Consider the following 19775-nt stretch of genomic DNA (forward strand, 5'->3'; position numbering starts at 1 on the left):
CGATCTGTCGAAGGGCTGTCCACAATTTCGCGAGCGGTTTCTATTTGAGAATTGGAATTTTTCGGCAGCGCGATTCTACTGCCAAACGAAACAAGCCTCCCGAGTCGCATCATACACCCCACATCCTTGAATTCATGGTGCCCCTTGAACATGACAAACAACACAGCGAACGATCGGCTACTGACTTTGCTCGGATGCACGTTGGCAACGTGGCTCTCGCTGATTCCCACCGTGTCAGCGAAACCGAATGTCGTCTTTATTCTTGCCGATGATCTTGGCTGGAGCGACACGACGCTTTATGGCACGACGTCATTTTATAAGACGCCGAACATCAAGCGTCTGGCCGCCCGCGGCATGACGTTCACCCGCGCTTACTCCGACAGTCCGTTGTGTTCGCCCACGCGAGCCAGCATTCTGACCGGACTGAGCCCCGCGCGACATGGAATCACGACGCCGAATTGCCATTTGCCGATCGTCACCCTGGCGGCAACGGCCACGCCGTCCGGCCCTGCCAACCAAAAGGCGACGATTCCCAAACCGGTGACTCGGTTGAAGACAGACTACTACACGATCGCCGAGATGTTCAAAGACAACGGCTATGCAACGGGGCACTTTGGAAAGTGGCATCTGGGTGCTGAACCCTATTCGCCGCTTGAACACGGATTCAACGTGGACGTTCCTCATCATCCGGGTCCAGGCCCGGCGGGCAGTTATGTTGCCCCTTGGAAGTTCAAAGACTTTGACCACGATCCGGACGTCCCCGACCAGCATCTGGAAGACCGGATGGCGAAAGAAGCCGTAGCGTTTCTTCAGCAGCACAAAGACGAACCGTTTTTCCTGAACTACTGGATGTTCAGCGTGCATGCGCCCTTCGATGCAAAGCAATCGCTGATCGACAAGTATCGCAAGCAGGTCGACCCGAACGATCCGCAGCGCAGCCCAACGTATGCCGCCATGATCGAAAGCATGGACGATGCCGTCGGCACGTTGCTCGATACGCTCGACCGGCTTGGCATCGCCGACAACACGATCATCGTGTTCGCTTCCGACAACGGTGGAAACATGTACAACGAGGTCGACGGTACATCGGCGACCAGCAACGCTCCGCTTCGTGGCGGCAAGGCCACAATGTACGAAGGCGGAGTCCGCGGCCCCGCCATCGTGGTCTATCCCGGGCATGTCAAAGCCGGGTCTCGAAGCGACGCTCGTATTCAAACCAGCGACTACTACCCGACTCTGCTGGAGTTGCTCGAAATCAACGCGCAGCCGGAACAGACGTTCGATGGGATCAGCATCACTGCAGCACTCGACGGCAAGTCGCTCGATCGAGAAGCGATTTTCACTTACTTCCCACACTCGCCGCGGATCCCCGAGTGGCTGCCGCCGGCGGTGAGTGTCCATGCGGGCGACTGGAAACTGATTCGTGTTTTCTTCGGCGGCGATGGCGGCAAACACGACTACAAGCTTTTTCATTTGCGAGAAGACATCGGCGAACGGAACAATCTCGCGAAGGTACACCCAGAACGGGTGCGCCGACTGGACGCGATGATCGACGAGTTCCTGAAGGACACGGGGGCGGTACTTCCCTTGCCGAATCCTAGATTTGATCCGGCCAAGTACGATCCGAACCAAATCGGCAAGGCCGCGTTGAAGGGCACAGGAACGAATCAAAAGAAGCCGCGGCGCAACGTAAAGCCCGTCGCAGGCTGGAAGCCCGGCGGCACCTGCGAACTGACGCTCGAACAGGGGGCGCTGATCGTGACGAGCGTCGGAGGTGATCCGTACCTGAGCTTCACGCTGCCTGACCCTGTCAAAGAGAAATCGCTGATGCTGAAGTTCAGCCTGGCGTCGCGAGCCGGTGGCCACGGACAGATTTTCTGGCAGGAGCAGGGGGTTGCTCCGCCTTTTTTAGCGGATCGCTCCAAGCACTTTGACGTTCACCACGATGGCGAAGCACACGAGTACAGCATTTCATGGACTGCCGACAATCCCGTCTTGGCAATCCGCATCGATCCGGCGACGGCAAAAGGTCGCGCTCGACTTTCCAACATCCGGCTGACCACCGACGACGGCGAGGAGGTCTACCGATGGAAATTCTGAACGCTTTCCGTTCATGCGACTCGATTCCCTCGAAGACCAAACCGATTGCCGAGGATCGGCACTGGCTGATCGCATGCAACCCCGGCGTGGATTCCATCCGTCAGTTTGCTGCAGAACATTGATTTTCACGCAGAGGCACGACCGTGCTGCTCCCAAACAACCTGGTTTTCAACATGAGATTTCGAATGGTTCTCTCCATCCTCGCGGTGATTCTGATCGCGGAGGTCGGTGCCGCCCAGACGCCAGCGGCATCGATCTCGAAACCGGCGATCGATCCCAACGGTGAATCGGGATACCGTGCGCTGCTCAGCCGCGGGTACACGCCGTTGTTCAATGGCCAGGACCTGACGGGTTGGCGAAACCCGTACCCTCACGGCGAAGCCAAGGTCGTTGACGGAGAAATTCACCTGCTCGCGGATAAAAAGTTCTTTCTGGTCACCGAGAAAACCTACTCGGATTTCCGGGTGAGCGTTGAAATCCACCTTCCCGAAGGCCCAGCCAATTCGGGAGTCATGTTTCGATGTCACGTCGACGACGACGCGGAGAAGAAGGTCTACGGCTACCAGGCTGAGTGTGACGGTTCGGATCGGCGCTGGTCCGGCGGGTTCTTTGATGAAGCCAGACGCCGATGGATTTGGCCCAGCACCAAAGGGCGATCAACGGATCAATTCCTCGCGCACGCCGAAGAATCGCAGCAATTCTTCGCAACGCCACGTGTCCGCAATGCGCTCAATCGCAACGGATGGAATCGCTACGAAATCACTTGCCTTAAGGATGTCATCCGGATTGAAGTCAATGGCGTGGAAACCGTTCGATTTCGCGATGCCACCGACGCGAGCGGTTACATCGGAATTCAGCATCACGGTGAAGCGGGCCAGACCTATCGCTTCCGCAATCTGTTCATCAAGGAGTTGCCCGAGATTCCTGCCGACCGCCATGTGGCGTTGACCGAGCAGCAGCCTGTGTCCATCAAACGAATCAATGAGACGGTCACGCAGATCGATTTTGGGAAAGCAGCCTTCGGCAACATCGTCATGCCCGTGCCACCGGGGCGAGGAACAGCGAGCGTGCATTTCGGGGAGAAGTTAAAAGACGGCCGAATTGACCAAACTCCGCCGGGCACCGTTCGATACGGAATGACCCCCATTCGTCTGGGTCAGCAACTCGGCAACTGGGTCGTACCGGCTCCGGTTGACACCCGTAACGTTGCGCAATCCGGCTTGATGAACGCGAACCCGCCCGCGGTGCTGACGCCACCGGCTTGGCAGTCCGTGATGCCGTTTCGCTGGGTCGAGATCGAAGGAGTTGCCGCCGACTTTCCATTCGATCTCGTTCGCCGGCGTGCCGCTTACTCGGCAACCTGGAACGACGACGCGAGTGCATTCGAGTGTTCCGACGAAACACTCAACCGCATTTGGGATTTGTGCAAATACAGCATCAAAGCGACCACGTTCGCTGGTGTTTACGTCGACGGCGACCGCGAACGCATCCCCTACGAAGCCGACGCGTATTTGAACCAGCTCAGCCACTACACGACCGACGATGACGTCCAAATGGCTGCCCGGACGTTTGACTGGCTGATGGAAAACGGAACGTGGCCGAGCGAATGGTCACCGCACATGGTGTTCATGGCACATGCCGAGTGGATGTATTCCGGCGACACCGAATGGTTAAAACATCGGTACGAATCGTTGAAGTCGAAAACGTTGATGCACCGCAGCGGCGACGACGGATTGGTTCGCAGCGATGAAGCCGATCAGAATCGACACGACATCGTCGACTGGCCAAAGCAGGAGCGGGACGGGTTTGTGTTCACCGAAATCAACACCGTCGTCAATGCGTTTCACATCAAAGCCATGGAGCAGATGGAGGAAATGGCGCGGGCGATCGGCAAGCAGGCGGACGCCGAAGCTTTCGCGGCCCGCGTCAAACTGGCTCGCGCGTCGTTTCAGGATAAACTGTTCGATCAAGATGCCGGCATCTACCGCGATGGCATTGGGACCGATCACAGCAGCGTCCACGCCAATTTCTTCCCCCTGGCGTTCGGCCTGGTCCCTGCCGAGCAACGTGACGGCGTGCTGTCGTGGCTGAAGCAGAAGAAGATGCAGTGCAGTGTTTACGCGGCACAGTATTTCATGGACGCGCTGTTTACGGCCGGAGCCGGCCAAAAGGCGCTGGACCTGATCCTGGCCGACGGCGACCGCAGCTGGAAACACATGGCCGACAGCGGGACGACGATCAGCTGGGAAGCGTGGGAAATGAAATACAAACCCAATCAGGACTGGAACCACGCCTGGGGCGCCGCCCCGGCAAACCTACTGCCGCGACACGTTCTCGGCGCCCAGCCGCGAACGCCCGGTTGGACCACCGCCACGATTCGCCCGTGCCCCGGAAAATTGATGCTTGCCCACGGCAAGGTCCCGACGCCGCGGGGGCCGGTCGAGATTGACTGGACGAACAAGGCGACCTTCAATCTGTCGCTGTCCTTGCCCGAAGGCATGTCAGCCGTGGTAGAACTACCCGCCCCCGATGACTCCACCGGCGTCTTCGTCGACGGAGCACCACGGGCCGCGATCCAACGTGGCGACCGCTGGCATGTCGACGGGGAAGTCACCGGATCTGTCCGTTTCGAAGTGAAATAAACGCAATGAAAAGGATCAATATGTCGCGTCGAATTCTTGCTTGTTGCCTGTCCATCATCGCCGTTTGCTCGTACGGTTTCGCGGCAGAACATCGTTTGCCCGACATCGTCGTCTATTTGGCAGACGACCTCTCTGCACTCGACCTGTCGCTCTACGGCGGCACGAACATCAAGACGCCGGCCATCGATGCGTTGGCTGCCGACGGCATGACGTTCGATCGCGCGTTTGTGGCGAGTCCCGCGTGCGCTCCCAGCCGCGCCGCTCTGCTCACCGGCTTGATGCCGGCTCGAAACGGCGCCGAAGAAAATCACACGTATCCGCGCGAGGGAACGGTTCGTCTGCCACGCATCCTCGGTCAACTCGGCTACCAGACGGCAGCGTTTGGAAAGGTCGCCCACTCCAAAAGTGCGAAAGACTATGGTTTCGACACCATCGACCTGAAGCAAGACATTCCCCAGCTGCGAGAAACGGTGAAGACCTTCCTGGTCAATCGCGACGATCCCAGACCACTGGCGTTGTTCGTCGGTGTCTCCAACCCCCACGTGCCGTGGCCTAGCGAATCCACCGTCGATCCCCAATCGATGCATCTGCCTCCCAAACTGCTCGATACGCCGCAAACGCGAGTCCAGCGGTCGCGTTATCTGCAGGAAGTCAAAGATCTGGATGCTTATCTCGGCGAACTTCGCGGCTTAACCGACAAGCACATGGCGGAAGACAAACTGTTTGTGTTGTCCAGCGATCATGGAGCCCAATTCCCATTCGGCAAGTGGACACTGTACGACGAAGGCATCCGTGTGCCGCTGATTGTCGCGCGTCCGGGGAAGATCCAAAAAGGAAGTCGAACGGATGCGATGGTGAGCTGGGTCGATATTTTCCCAACGCTGATCGACATCGCCGGCGGCTCTGTCCCCGAAACAATCGACGGACGCTCGTTCACCGCGGTCCTTCACGGCAAAAGCGATTCACATCGCAAACGCATTTTCACGACGCACAGCGGCGACCGAATGATGAATGTCTACCTGAGTCGCTCGATTCGCACCGATCGATACAAGTTGATTTGGAACCCGCATCCCGAGTTCGCGTTCACCACTCACATTGATTTGCTGCTCCGCGAAACCTCGGGCGACTACTTTAAGGAATGGACGGAGGCAGCCAAGACGAACCCGCGCGCTGCCGAGGTGGTTGCTCGCCACCACGGCCGCCCCGAGTACGAGCTCTTCGATCTCCAGCAAGATCCATTGGAACGCAGCAATCTTGCCGGTCGAAAAGAACTTGCCTCCGTTCAGCAAGACCTGACAACTGAGTTGAAACAGTGGATTTCAGATCAGGGTGACAACCTGACCGTTTTCCATCCGCCGCTGATGCTCGATCAGCCCAAAACTTGGGTGCCCCGAAAAGTACCACGCAAGTAGAAAGTCATGCTCAGGACTTCCTTCATCCCCGGCCAAGGTGCGAAAGCTTTTGGGGCTAGATAAACAATGGCTCGACAAGGACGTCGCGAAACGAATCCCCCTCACAGAAATGGCAATCCCATGGACCGACGAAATTTTCTCCGATCAACCACCACGAGTCTGACCGGGTTTTCATTGGCGGCAAACGGGATGCTGGTTCCCATCGTTACCGATGCCGCGGAGCATCAGGCTGCCGGAGACGCCCAACATGCCAACGAGCGCTTTGCCCAGCTGACCAAGAGTTTGCTGGTCGATTGGTGCGACGGCATGATCCGGCGTCAGATCATCGAACCTGAGAATCCAAAACGACATGGTGCCCTTGAGTGTCCGGCGTGCACTCATATTCACGGCCGGTGCAGCGATGCGTTGTATCCGTTTCTCCATTTGGCCCATGCAACCGGCGACCCAAAGTATCTCAGCGCTGCCATCGCCGTTTATGACTGGGCGGAAAACAACGTCAGCCAGCCCGATGGCAGTTGGACCAATGACATCAACCCCAAAGCGTGGCGTGGGACGTCCATCTTCGGTGCGATCGCTTTGGCCGAAGCGTTGCACTACCACGGTGACGTTCTAGACAAGGAACGCCGCGAGGCCTGGACGGCTCGACTGGACGAGGCGGCTGGCGGATACCTCTATCGTGATTTCAAGAAGATTGACTTCACCAACCTGAACTACGGCATGACGGGGGTTTACGGTTTTCATCTGTTCGGCCGACTCTGGGATAATCCAAAGTACACGCAACGCAGCGAACAGTTTGCAAAACGGGTCAAGGAATTCTTCACCGAGCCGAACACGTTGCTGTGGGGCGAAGGCAAGCCGAACAATAATCGCAGCGGACGCGGGCTGTTGCCGATCGACCTGGGTTACAACGTCGAAGAATCGCTCAACGGCGTTGTTCTCTATGCTTTGGAAGTCAACGATACCGAGCTGCAGGATTTGATGGTCCGATCGCTGAGCGGGCACTTGGAATTCATGCTGCCCGATGGCGCCTGGGACAACAGTTGGGGCACGCGATCGCAAAAGTGGAGTTACTGGGGCAGTCGCACTTCGGATGGATGTCAGCCGGCTTTCAGTTTGATGGCCGGTTACAACCCGGCGTTTGGAACGGCGGCGATCAAGAATGCCGAATTGTTGCAGCGGTGCACCGCCGACGGGCTTCTGCACGGAGGACCGCATTACGTTTCGCATGGTATCAAACCCTGTATCCACCACACGTTCGCACATGCAAAAGTGATGGCGCTGGTGCAAGACAAACTGCACGCGATGCCGAAGGTTGACGCCTCCGCTCCGCTGCCGCGAGTGACCGCTCAAGGCGTCAAGCACTTCCCCGAACTCGATGTCTACTTGGCTGCGAAAGGTCCTTGGCGAGCGACCATTTCTGCGTACGATTCGATCTATAAAACGAAAAAGTCCGGTCTGTTGCAACAACCAACCGGCGGCGCGCTCTCGGTGCTGTACCACAAAAAAGTTGGCACGCTACTGGTCTCCAGCATGGCGCGCTACGAAATGGTGGAACCGTTGAACATGCAGCCCCAGCCCGGCGAAGACTTTCCGCTCACGACGCGAGTCGAAACCCGTCGAAACGGCACTTGGTACACGAACTTGTACGACTTAAAGGCGGATGTCCGTGTCAAGGATCAAGCCGAGTTCTCTGAGTTCGACATCCGCACGACGCTGCAGGACGAGAACCGCAAGACCATCGAGCAAGGACCGTCTGAATTCAACTTGAAATACGTGCTTGATCAGGATCGAGTCACGATTTCCGCGACACCTTTCGGCGGAAGCCCGGCACCCGGGGAAACGGCATTGGTGATCCCGATCGTGTCGTCGAGTGATGAGACAGTGCGTCCGGTTTCCGAAACTCGGATCGAGATCACTAAACCCGGCGGCATCGTCGTTGTTGAGTCAAATGTGCCAATGACGATCCACGGCGGCAAGAACGAACGCGTCTTCAACATGGTTCCTGGTGCCGAAGCCGTTCCGATTATCGCTCGATTCCCGCAAGCACAGACGACAGAAGTCCGTTGCAGCATCCAGGTGATTGTTCCGTGATGATGTTACACCGTTTGCATCTTTCGACGTTGGTTCTCTATACATGCAGCGTTTTAGTTGTTTTTCCGGCGTTGGCGCAATCACCTCCGCACTCGCAGCTCACCGACGAATTCAAATCGCCGCTTTCCAACGCATCCGGGTCGATTCAAACCTCGACGGTTGATGAAAAAGCACTCACGTTCGCCGTTGGGCCGGCTTCGAAATTCGGCAACACCGTCAATGGCCGCACGCATCAGCAAGAGGCTTTGATCACCTACCGCGGGCATCAATACGCTACTTACGTGGATGCCAGTCGACGGATCTGCATCGGCCGCCGCGAACTCCCCTCAAGCCCTTGGGAGATCATCCGTTTCGATGATCATCGTTTTGAGTCCAACGATTCACACAACACGTCGGTGATAGGCATTTGTGATAAAGACGGATCGATTCACATGGCGTTCGATCATCATGCGACGCAACTGAACTACCGCGTGTCAAAATTGGGAGTCGCGCATGCACCGGAGTCGACGCCATGGACCGCCGATCTCTTCGGCCCGATCACACACACCCTAGGCTCCGTGACGACGGATGAACGAGTCACCTACCCGAGGTTCTTCCCCGCCCCCAATGGGAATCTGATGTTCTACTACCGGTCGGTCACGTCCGCTGATGGCGACGGGATGATCGAAGAGTATGACGGTGAACAGCATGATTGGACGCCCGGCCTGGGCAAGTTCATCGCTCGCGACGTGGGCACGTTCAAAGCGAATGGCCGCCAAAGTCAACGTCGCTGCCCCTACATGAACGCATTGACGTTTTCAGGGCAACGACTGCACGCGAGTTGGGTTTGGCGAGAGCGTTTCGAAAGAACGAATGTCGCCAATCAACACGATCTGTGTTACGCCTACAGCGATGACCACGGTCGAACTTGGTGCAATTCGGCAGGCACAATCATCGGTCGCACCGGACAGGACTTCATCCACCTCGATTCACCTGGCTTGGTGGTCGCCGAAATTCCGATCCACTCTGGCTTGTCGAATCAAAACACACACTACGCGTACCCCGACGGCAGCATTCACATCATGCTGCGACATCGACTTGCGGGTGAGCCGTCCGCCGCGCCGGAATTACGCTACTTTCACTACTGGCGCGATAGCGAGGGGAATTGGAATCACGAAGCCCTGCCGATCGTTGGACGTCGGCCCAAGTTGCTTGGAACCCCCGATCGAAAACTTGTTTTGGTTTACAGCGACGAAGGCGAATTATTCCTCGCCAAGGGCTTGCCCGATGCGGCGCGCCAATCGTGGCGTTGGAGTCAGCTTCGATTGCCCAGGCGTTATTCCGCGTTCGGCGACGCCGTGGTGGATTTTGCGCGATGGGAACAAGATCACACGCTGTCGGTCTACCATCAAGACGAGCCGTCACGAATCATTGTGACCGATTCACCCGACGCAATCGACGGCCCCCCATCGCCGCTACGTGTCAGCAACATCACTTGGGACCAGCTTCCCATCTTGGCAGGAGAACACCACCGTGAATGACCGACGCAACCCGAAGCAATCCACCGCCATGAAACCACGTCTCCTCGCTGGATTGATGATTCTAATTGGATGGTCATGCCTACCGGTTGATGCTGGTGAGCGACCGAATCTTGTCTTCATCCTGGCCGATGATCTGGGTTTCAATCAGATCGGTGCCTACGGTGACACACCGATCAAAACGCCGAATCTGGATCGACTGGCTGAGACGGGAATTCGTTTCACTCAGGCGTACGCCGGCAACACGGTTTGTTCGCCGTCGCGTGTCTCGCTGTTCACGGGCCGCGACGGCCGGCTGCGATCAAAACGGGACGCGTCGATCACACCCCCTGGGCCTTCGCCGACGTGCTGCCAACCTTCGCCGAACTGGCGGGCGTGCCGCTTACATCCGTGCCGCGAGTCAAAACCAACGGCACGTCCATTCGTCCTCGCTTGACCGACTCGCCGACGCCGATTCCCGAACGCACCCTCTACTGGGAATTTGGCAAGCAGGTCGGCGATCCAAATTCCGGCATCGTCGGCGATGTTTTCCAAGCCGCACGCCGAGGAAAGTGGAAGGCGGTTCGCTACGGCAAGGAGGCACCCGTGCAACTCTTTAATCTGAACAACGATCCGGGAGAATCAAACGACCTGTCCGCCGTTCAACCCGAAATCCACGCCGAATTCACTCGGCTGTTACAGGAGCACAGCTAGACGATCCAGACCGGGCGATGAAGTTTCGGTCGGTGAGCGGGTCGGTTTGTTCATGGTTTTGCAGGAACCCAACGTCGTTCGCGTGAAGAGAGTTCACCGGCGCAGGCCAGTGCGACGCCATCCGCTCCGCTTTCCAATGTCCAAGGAAACGGCAGATCCTCAGCGACGTGGCGAAGGAACAACTCCCACTGAATCTTGAACGCGTTGTCATAGTCCGTTGTCGTCGGCATCTGCTGCCAACCGTCATAGAAGTTGATCGGCTGGGGTCTATCGGGATTCCATATCGGTCGCGGCGTGCAACTGATGTTCTGAGTCCAGCATTCACGCAACCCCGCAACCGCGGAACCTTTCGTACCATCCACTTGCACGGTCAACAGGTCATCTCGGCGAACACGCGTCGCCCATGAGCTATTGAATTGACAGGTCACGCCAGATTCGAGCACAAAAATCGCGTACGCAGAATCGTCTGCGGTGCATCGATAGGCTTGTCCGGCTTCGTCCTGTCGCTGCGGCAAATCGATCGTCGCGTGCGCGAGCACCTGATCGATCGGGCCGAACAGATCATTGATCAGGTACTGCCAATGACAGAACATGTCGATCATCATCCCGCCGCCATCTTCTTTGCGGTAATTCCACGATGGACGCTGCAGCGGTTGATCGGCATCAAATCCTGTGTAAACCCAATAGCCAAACTCGCCTCGGACGCTCAGAATGTCGCCAAAAAATCCCTGGTCACGCAACATCCTCAGCTTACGCATTCCCGGCAACCACAACTTATCCTGTACGACGCCGTTCTTGATGCTGGCTTGAGTGCACTCATCCGCTAGTCTGTAGGCTTCATCCGCGTCGGTGGCGATCGGCTTCTCGCAGTAGATCGGTTTGCCGCGCTGGATTGCCTTGCGAATGATCGAAGCTCGCATTTTCGTGCTGGATGCATCAAACACGATGTCGGTGTCGTCATCTGCAATCACATCGTCCACGCTCGTCGACCAGCGAACCGTCCGGCCGATCTCTTTTGGGGCAACGACTTCGGCAAGGTGACGAAGCTTCTGTTCATTGCGCCCCAGCAGGATCGGGTTCACCGCAACGGTTTCCCCCGTTGTGAGCGTCACACCTCCCTGTCGCATGATCGCAAGAATGGATCGAATGTAGTGCTGGTTGGTTCCCATGCGACCAGTGACGCCGTGCATGGCAATGTTGAATGTTCTCATCAATACGCTTTCAAGTGGATTTGATTCGGATGCGAAATCTGTGACGTGATCCGAATATTGTGAGGATCAGGCCTGACGATGTCCTGGTGATTCGCGCATTACCGTCTTGCAAATCGGGCAATCTTGCCCAGCGCGGGAGCGTCTTTGAGTCAAGGAAAATCAACCTTGGACCACACAACGCGAGTCACGGGGGAGCCTTGCGCCGCTGGATCACTTGATGGGCCACAAGAGATCAAGACGACTATCGCACCAAAACGCTGACGACCTACGGCCAGTGGATTCAAGAATCTGGCGTCCGCCTTTCGGCCCGGAGTCTCACGCAACACCGCCCCGCGTTGACCGCACGTCAGCCGTCGAAGCGAAGAGCAATTCGCCGCCAAGAAAGACAACATTGCCAATCGTTTCTTGGTAGGCGTTGGGTGTTATCGCAAAGCTCGCGATTGCCGTGGGAATCGATTCCAATGCCTCGATGCATGCGATGGTCACTCGCTCCCTTGCCGCCGAGACGAGTTGCGGACAAAGAACGGCCCAATGCCATGAGCGTACTCATGGGTCATGATATACAGCCAGTCGTAGGTGGTAGGGAAGATGTAAGTGTCATTGCAGGCATTGGTCCCAGAAATGGCGATCGACCGAGGGCACAACCATAGCATGTCAAGTTGTTCGTCGTGAACGTAAAGTTCGTCTTCGTCGCAGTTCTCAAATGCAGACAAGGCATCGGTCCGTTCTAGTGCAGATTGGTAGCCATAGCTGAACGCGTGCCAAAGGAATCCACGATAGCAATACGAACCGGTTTGTTGTTGAACATCGGCGAAGAAGGTTCGTGTCAGTTTCTTCAGCGTCTCGCGAAAAGCGCGGCCTTCAACAAGGAATTCGTCTGGCGGATAGTCATGCGTTTGGGGCATCTGATCCCGTCGGGTAACGAATTGCGATGTATCCGCACACGTGGAGGTACGGGGGTGGATCGGGAGTGGAGCTTTGTCGGCATTTTTAGGTGGGCCGTCCGGAAAAGCTGAGTAGAGCGGCTCCTGCCAGACCGTGCCAGTCTGGACAAGCCTCGTTTTCTACACGAAAGAGGTCTGTCCACGACGGATGTCGACCTCATCGAACAGCGTCAGCGATTCGCTGCCGCAGTGCTCGCAGACCAGGCAGGAATCGCATTCCGGTGCGCCTCGCTGCCTAACGAGATACACCTCCAAACCCACGCCACCGACGCAGCGTCCACGGTATTCCGGAGGGATCACAGCGAGTCGCCGGAGATCAGCGCAGCGCCACCTCCGGACCACGCCCCAATCACCCCAACGCCCCCAGACGGGGTCGAATCGTCCGTGCGTATTTCGAACGCCGCCACATGAGGCCCTCAGGTGCCCAAGGCAGACACAGGAGCCGCATTGCGGTTGGTGAATTGCTGTGGATCAATCGCGAGCGAATCGACAGTCGGCTTCCGATTCGAGGTGTTGGCCAAATCAATCGAAAAGCCTGAACTCTTTCAGGAAGACTGGATTCTGTTGCGATTCGCCCTCATCGCTCCATCGCGCCTTTTCCCGAGAGGATCTTATCACGAAATTTGGAGATACGGGAAATTCGTGTTGCAGGCTTTTTCGCTGAACTCAGATTAATCACATAACTTTTTTGACGGCCAGGAGTCAAACCATAAAATGCTTCCGCAAGATCGGGATCGGAGTCCAATGCCTCTAACAGCTCAGGAGGCAGTTCGATTTCGCTTTGTTGTTTCGGGGGCTTGATGCCTTCCTCAGCATACCCCATCGCCTCTTGCAAGTAGGATTCAATGATTGGCTTCATGCTCGCCACTTGGTTGTTCTTCGTAAAGCGGATCATGTCTGGGTATTGTGTGTTCGGCCCCTGCTTCTTCAGCACTCCCTCGGGGTCCTTCATCAATGCGGCGTCGAAGAAACTGAGACGAAAGTCGTTCCGAAAGGCGCCAAAAATGACGAGATTGCGATCAGCGTGCATGTAGCATGGATGCCCCCACTTAACGGTCTCGACCAGATTCATGCTAAGGCAAATCTGACGCAATTTTGCGAGGCCACCGTTCCATTGCCGAGTTGAACAATCTGACGTGGCGAAACGCTCACAACGGCCGCAGCCATTCGAAAAATATTGTTCGATATCGGTAATCATCGCCACATTAAACTCCCAGCAACAGAACGTCGGTTATCACACGGTACGGGCGAGCAGACCAAAAAACCGCGATGCCGTTCTCGCGTGTATCTCATCGTTCCGTCTTCCCTTCGGTGAGGTTTTTCGGAGAGTCATTAGTGTAACATGAACGCGTTGGACGGATGAGAACCAAGCCGGAGTCGCAGTCCAATGGGCCTCGTTTGCCCGACGGGCATGCACCGCCAAACCGACGCAGTGTCCACGGAATCCCGAGGGATTTCAGCGAGTCGCCGGAGGTCAGCGCAGCGGCACCTCCAGAACACGCCCCAAACCAGCCGACAACAGCAAGAAAGTAGGAAGATTTCGGGTAGAAAAATCGCTGACTGAAAGCCCAGAAACCCGGCAAACGCCGCGCACTCTTTTCCTACGCCAAATTTTCCGACCTCCATCTTCAGCCAATGCACCACTCACGGGTTAATCATTGCCCCCTTTCCTCGTCTTTGTAGAGTCGGGATGAAGCCTGGAGGGCTGACGCCACCGGCAGACATTCTACCGGCCCTCCGGGCCTGAAAGTCGTACTCAGCATCGCGGTGCTTGTACTCGAATCGACAGGCGTTGGTTCGCAGCACGAACGTTAGACATCACGAGGAACACAGCGTAGAGAAACCAGTTCAAATTACGCCGCAAGCGGTTCTCATCTACATGTCATGGCTCGCCCATCTTGTCCTTCGTTTGCGATAGCCTCACAAACCACCTCGTAGTCCAAAACACGAGAAGGAAAAGCAACACGTGCGTCATGAAGACAAAGAGGGTTGGCAATGCCGTCATTGTTGGATGGATCCGCTTGAACAGCGGAATTGCGTTGAGGACGATCATCACCGGGCAGATGTATGCAAACAGCACTGTCGATGTGAGGTAAATCGACACCCGGATTGGATCATTTACCCTGGTCGTTCTCCGTGCAACCCGGAACCACCAGAACGTCCCCACGATGGAGCATCCAATCGCCAGGGGCAGATGCTGACGTTCACCGACATGAGGCAAGAACGAATTTACGTACACATAGATCAGAGCAATGATCAATTGCAGTGAAAGCAGGTGCAGGATGCGAATCGGCCCCTTGGGTTGACCATCGAGTCGGCAAGTTGGCCAAACCCCGATCGCCGACAGGACAAAAGTCAGGCCAGTTGCGCCCACCGATCCTCCAAAAATGTCTGCGTAAGTTGTCAATGCGAATCACCACCGGCGAAACGACAAGCAACAAGAGTTCGGAAATTACGTTTGAGTAACGCGCGCAAACATTCAATGCTCGCCGCAATCAGTGAATCATCGTTCGATCCATCGACAGAGATTGGGAAACGGCAATCGATGATGTCGCGGCCGACTCGCGTACTCGAGTGCACGCGATCGTTACCCGCTGATTCGATCTCTGGACGCGGTGATTCTGGAGCCAAGCAATTCGATCAGCGAAGAATACGAGTCGCTCGGATCAATGGTAGCACGCGGAACGTAAATTGACACTCCTGTGTCCGGAATAAGAAAGAACCCCTTCGACGCCGCCGTGAAGCCAGTGAATGGAGACAGACGCATCGTTGCAGAACAATTGGCGGACGTTGAAGTGAGCGAATCCCCAGCGAAATGCAAATCGACTGATTTGTCAACACGGACGGCCGCAACTCGTGCGTTCACCCATCTTCGCTTGTGCGTGGCAGCCATCACAAACTCGTAGACACCGGCCGCTGTAAAAAGTGCACCGACAAGCCGTTGGTTCGAAAATGCAACCGCCAAAGTTACGCCGAACAATGTCAGCGCAAGCGCGAACCAGATTTCGTACCGCTAGAATCTCGAACGGTGGCGTAACCACTCATCGTATTGAAGCTCGAAATAGCTGCGGTCAAAAGTGATGTGAGCAGTCGCGATCATGTTCAATTTGGGTCGGGCAACGAATTGCGATCGATCTGAGCATGCGCAGGAACGGGGATAGATCGTCAGCCAGAACTTTGTTGCTTCTCAGGTGGGCCGGTCAGAAAAGTTGATTAGAACCAATCCTATCAGACCGTGCCAGTTTCTCAGGCCCAAGCGAACTCGAACTGGGGGGCAGGAGTTGGGGCCGAGTGCGGCTGCTTTGCACTTTCTTGTTCACTTTTCAGATACCAGTCGTACCAAGTGCGAAAAAACTTCCTTCATCGCGGCGTCCCAACAGCGACGCTTCGTCAAGCCCCAACCACTCGCGATTCCAGTCTGGACCAGCCTCGTTTACCCAACGGACAAGCACCACCAAACCAACACCACCGTCGCAGCGTCCACGATATCCCGGAGGGATCACAGCGAGTAGCCGGAGGTCAGCGCAGCGCCACCTCCGGACCACGCGATCCATCCTCCCATCGACCCCGGACGGGGTCGCACATCCTTTCTGCACACCTGCATCAGGCACGGATGCCGACGCGATCTCTCGCAAGGACGCACCTCACGGCGCCCGGCCACATCGCACGACCAGGCCATCCGCAAACCGACCGCTTCTGGAGTCTCTTGCACGCCCTTCATCAGCGTCGCGGTGCAAGCCGCGTTTTGATCTCATGGGTGCACTGCAAACATGCCAAGGCGCTCGACTCCCAAGCAGCGCCGCGTCGTGTGCAGAGTCGGACTCGTCTTTCAGTCAAAGAAAAGCACCCTTCGACCACACGACGCGAGTGACGGGGGAGTCTTGCGCCGGTGGATCACACGATGGGCCACAAGAGATCAAGACGGCTGTCGCACCAAATCGCTGATCACCTACGGCCAGAGCACTCAAGAAGCTGGCGTTAGCCTTGCGGCTGCAAATTTCATGCACCCCCGCCCCACCGTGAACGTACATCAACCGTCGAAGCGGAAAGCAATTCGATTAAGTTCAACGGTAGCGATCACGTGGTCGCCGCGAACGACCAAGCACTTCAATCAACTCAACTCGGCGACTTACGTGCGTTCGCCGGGTTCTCCCGTCTTAGTCTTGGTTCCGTCGCTGCAACAACGCACGATCTCGCCATTCCGAGAAAGCGTGCATACTACTCTCTGTGTCCGAAGAAAAATCTGCGAACTCGCTCGTCTGTATGTCGAGCAACCGTGCATCAAGCGCGTCACACAATGCTTTTAGGTGCGGGATTGAGCCGCTACCTGCGTTTGATCGAATGCCAACGGCAGAAACACTGCCAAATTCATCAGTATGGCATCCGTGGTTGAATTCAAGCCAGTAGTCATCACCGACGAGAAATGAGCGTTCATCTTCGTGGTCAGCATCCGGGAACAATCGGCGTAGCGTTTCTTGCAGCGTAGCAGAGTCAGCAACCGGTGGCGGAGTGAAGTCTGGAGGAAACTCATCGATCGATTTTGCATCACCGAATCGCATGATGATTGCGTCCCACGACATTGATTTTCCCAGGAAAGTAGATCTTGTTGGGTGAACGGTACAAATCACGGGGACGGGCGAAAGACCTAAACACAGACTCAAACTTGACTCCGTCGCTCATGTGCATTCGATGATTCCGCCATCCTTGCGTTGGTTCCGTATCTCCGAAAATTCTTCGACGACATCACGAAGGGTTTGCCATCCTTTCCGAGGACGTACACCGGTTGTCTCCTCGATCCTGTCGCGAATGCATTCGTCAGTATCGTCGCTCTCCACAATGCAGAAGAAACCATCAACAATTGAAAGCTGGTTTTCAAATGCATCGTTTGGTCGTAAATCCCGCGGATCGACTCGAATTGTATTGGCAATCAGTTGAACGCAACAGACGATTGATTCGGATGGAATATTTGGAATAGCGTGAATCCAATCGTCCATTGACGTTTGATCGCGTCTGCGAAGCCTTGCCGCCCGACGCTTCCAAGCTGCCTTCTCGCCATAATGCAAAGCCAGGTATCCGGCGATGCAGGCCGCAACAAGAATCACGAGATAGGTCAACGATGCCACCGGTTGATCGTCAGGCAGTAGGCGGAATTTCCTGTGGTCACCGCATCGACGCGATCGACCTGAACTTAAAAACAAACTCGACACGCCGACTGCGATGTACCACATGGTTGGCGCGTCCGGCCACGACGACGGCACGGGCCAGCGTCGCACACTGCCAATGTACTCGATCGGAATCGCCGTGGGACATATCACTCCCCTTGCTGTACCGACTTCTTTGTGGAGTCGAGATGAAGCCTGGAGGGCTGACACAATGCTTGCCGGTGGCGTTAGCCACCGGAATCGAAAGAACCGAATCACGGAGGCCTGAAAGGCCGGCACAATCGTTCTCCCAGTCCACTCGACGCCCGGCATTGTGCCGGCCCTCCGGGCCTTGGGCATTTCATTGAATCCACCCCGGTGGCTGACGCCACCGGCAGACACTCTACCGGCCCTCCGGGCCTGAAAGTCGTACGTCCTCCCTCACCGGGAGCGAGCGGAGGAGCGTGCCTGCAAGAGACGTCCGACCGAGTGCTCTGGTGGACGGCATGGTTTGCCGTCATGATCCAGCGGGTGCCGTTCGATATCCCCGGGCCGAGTCTCAAGCCAGCATTCCGGCCATCGATACATCCAATGATCGAAAACCAAAGCCTCCGCAACCGACAACCACCCGAATCGGGTTGCGAGGTAGCGGCCGAGGTAGAAACCAAGGTGGTTCATCAGCAGGGCAATCGCAAAGTGTCCCGTGGCCCCAATGAAGCCGAAGAAACGTGCCTGAGGTTGGATCGCGGGGACGTGCTTCACAATCCCCCAAAACATCGCAATCCAACTGACGATGAGCGAGAAACGCAATAGACAGACGGCTCCATGAATGAAACGCAGCCTTCGCTTGACACGTTTGCCCATCATGGATGGCTCGGCAGAAAATCGAAAGCTGCGGTGGCGGCTACTGTCATCCACTTACTGCACCGTGATATCGAGTAGCAGTACGAATTGAAACCACGATCGACATCATGCAGCAGAGCAGGAAGATGGAGAACCAACGAACGATGGGATCGCCCAAAAGCGAGGCACCGATCAATGCCGTTAGAGCAACGATGTAAACAGCAATGGGGATCTGACCAAGTTTCGATCTGCGTCGCAGGTGATACAATCCCGCCGGAATCCCGATGCACGCGAACACGATCACAGGCACGCTGAACAGGATCAGGATTGCCATGAAGTCATCATCATTGTCTCCACGAATATCCAAATAGCATGAGACGCCGCAAAGGACAGCAGCGATTGCCCCAAGACCAATGGTTCCAACTGCGAGGACTCCGATAGCAACGAGCGAGACGGAATTGTCAGGAGGCGTAGCGGATGGTGGTCCGTAAGGATTCATCTAATGCGTAACATTCCTTCGCTAGAAACGATTCATGATCACCGGTTCGACCGCGTCTCGCTTCGAGGGACCGAATCGGATTGGTCTGTCCCCTGGTCTGTCCCCTAGGTTTGATGAAATCAACGGCGGGGCTTAGCTGCGGTCTTCTTGTTAGCGAATGATCGCACGCAAGGTGTTTGCCACCGGTCGACCCGGCACGCGCACTTCGGATCCGCCATAGGGTGTGTAGAACCGATAGCGTGGTCGCGGGACGACCACGGGCGCGACCGGCGCGACGGCGTAGGGACGGACCACGACCGGTGCGGGGTACAGCACCGGTGGCACGAACACGGGGCGAGCGACCGGGGCGGCGTAGCGCGGTGCGTAGATGTCAATCCCGACGTATTGCGCTGCGCCATACTGCGCTTCGGCACTGGAAACCATCGTCGCCGATGCCAATAACGCCAAACCGACAATCAAAGCCTTCATCTGTTCTCTCCAAACCGTTGTTTCCTAGGGATCCGATGTCGTGCCCGTAATCGATGCGACACGCCCGGAGAATCTGACACGCTATTGTTCGCCGCCAACCTCGATAAAGCAAGTTGACGCGGAGGAGGCCGAACACGACGCGCGCATCCCCGGATATTGACGCAACCCGTTTTCGCAGAGAAGGTTACGAAAAAACGTTGCGATCGAATCCGAG

16 protein-coding genes are annotated in these 19775 nt (G+C 56.4%); 8 read left to right on the plus strand and 8 right to left on the minus strand.

Features of this window, described 5'->3' with window-relative positions:
• Positions 1-150 precede the first annotated feature (150 nt).
• The 8 genes from Enr13x_RS18605 to Enr13x_RS40045 all read left to right on the plus strand — a co-directional run bounded on the left by Enr13x_RS18605 (position 151) and on the right by Enr13x_RS40045 (position 10455).
• The gene (locus Enr13x_RS18605) at positions 151-2100 is read left to right on the plus strand and encodes a sulfatase (protein WP_145388458.1); all 1950 of its coding nucleotides are present in this window, start codon (positions 151-153) and stop codon (positions 2098-2100) included.
• On the plus strand, positions 2088-2222 hold the full coding sequence (locus tag Enr13x_RS39420) for a hypothetical protein (RefSeq protein WP_261344193.1): 135 nt from the start codon (positions 2088-2090) through the stop codon (positions 2220-2222). The genes Enr13x_RS18605 and Enr13x_RS39420 overlap by 13 nt, the downstream gene beginning before the upstream one ends.
• Before the next feature lie 51 nt (positions 2223-2273).
• Positions 2274-4742 (plus strand): family 78 glycoside hydrolase catalytic domain, encoded by a 2469-nt coding sequence (locus tag Enr13x_RS18610; RefSeq protein ID WP_145388459.1) that lies wholly within the window; start codon positions 2274-2276, stop codon positions 4740-4742.
• A 5-nt stretch (positions 4743-4747) separates the two neighbouring features.
• On the plus strand, positions 4748-6154 hold the full coding sequence (locus Enr13x_RS18615; RefSeq protein ID WP_231744369.1) for a sulfatase family protein: 1407 nt from the start codon (positions 4748-4750) through the stop codon (positions 6152-6154).
• A 120-nt stretch (positions 6155-6274) separates the two neighbouring features.
• Positions 6275-8245 carry a hypothetical protein gene (locus Enr13x_RS18620; protein WP_145388460.1) on the plus strand — a complete coding sequence of 657 codons (1971 nt, stop codon included), beginning with the start codon at positions 6275-6277 and terminating at the stop codon, positions 8243-8245.
• Positions 8245-9765, plus strand: a complete 1521-nt coding sequence (locus Enr13x_RS18625; RefSeq protein WP_231744426.1) for a BNR repeat-containing protein — start codon at positions 8245-8247, stop codon at positions 9763-9765. The genes Enr13x_RS18620 and Enr13x_RS18625 overlap by 1 nt, the downstream gene beginning before the upstream one ends.
• Before the next feature lie 55 nt (positions 9766-9820).
• The gene (locus Enr13x_RS40040) at positions 9821-10198 is read left to right on the plus strand and encodes a sulfatase-like hydrolase/transferase (RefSeq protein ID WP_449337453.1); all 378 of its coding nucleotides are present in this window, start codon (positions 9821-9823) and stop codon (positions 10196-10198) included.
• Entirely contained in the window at positions 10138-10455 is a 318-nt protein-coding gene (locus tag Enr13x_RS40045; protein WP_449337464.1) for a hypothetical protein, read from the plus strand. The genes Enr13x_RS40040 and Enr13x_RS40045 overlap by 61 nt, the downstream gene beginning before the upstream one ends.
• 50 nt (positions 10456-10505) lie before the next feature.
• On the opposite strand, the gene Enr13x_RS18635 is transcribed toward Enr13x_RS40045, so the two are convergent.
• From Enr13x_RS18635 to Enr13x_RS18670, 8 genes are all read right to left on the minus strand, one after another.
• Positions 10506-11666 (minus strand): Gfo/Idh/MocA family protein, encoded by a 1161-nt coding sequence (locus Enr13x_RS18635; protein ID WP_231744370.1) that lies wholly within the window; start codon positions 11664-11666, stop codon positions 10506-10508.
• A 482-nt stretch (positions 11667-12148) separates the two neighbouring features.
• On the minus strand, positions 12149-12571 hold the full coding sequence (locus tag Enr13x_RS18640; RefSeq protein ID WP_145388461.1) for a DUF4275 family protein: 423 nt from the start codon (positions 12569-12571) through the stop codon (positions 12149-12151).
• 616 nt (positions 12572-13187) lie between these two features.
• Positions 13188-13808: a YdeI/OmpD-associated family protein gene (locus Enr13x_RS18645; protein WP_145392473.1), complete on the minus strand. Its 621-nt coding sequence runs from the start codon at positions 13806-13808 to the stop codon at positions 13188-13190.
• A gap of 684 nt (positions 13809-14492) precedes the next feature.
• Positions 14493-15017: a hypothetical protein gene (locus Enr13x_RS18650; RefSeq protein ID WP_145388462.1), complete on the minus strand. Its 525-nt coding sequence runs from the start codon at positions 15015-15017 to the stop codon at positions 14493-14495.
• Between the two features lie 1750 nt (positions 15018-16767).
• Positions 16768-17190: a hypothetical protein gene (locus Enr13x_RS18655; protein WP_145388463.1), complete on the minus strand. Its 423-nt coding sequence runs from the start codon at positions 17188-17190 to the stop codon at positions 16768-16770.
• A gap of 96 nt (positions 17191-17286) precedes the next feature.
• Positions 17287-17733: a hypothetical protein gene (locus Enr13x_RS18660; protein ID WP_145388464.1), complete on the minus strand. Its 447-nt coding sequence runs from the start codon at positions 17731-17733 to the stop codon at positions 17287-17289.
• Between the two features lie 928 nt (positions 17734-18661).
• Positions 18662-19093 (minus strand): hypothetical protein, encoded by a 432-nt coding sequence (locus Enr13x_RS18665; protein WP_145388465.1) that lies wholly within the window; start codon positions 19091-19093, stop codon positions 18662-18664.
• A gap of 150 nt (positions 19094-19243) precedes the next feature.
• Entirely contained in the window at positions 19244-19561 is a 318-nt protein-coding gene (locus Enr13x_RS18670; RefSeq protein ID WP_145388466.1) for a hypothetical protein, read from the minus strand.
• Positions 19562-19775 lie beyond the last annotated feature (214 nt).

The organism is Stieleria neptunia (assembly GCF_007754155.1).
Classification (GTDB): domain Bacteria; phylum Planctomycetota; class Planctomycetia; order Pirellulales; family Pirellulaceae; genus Stieleria; species Stieleria neptunia.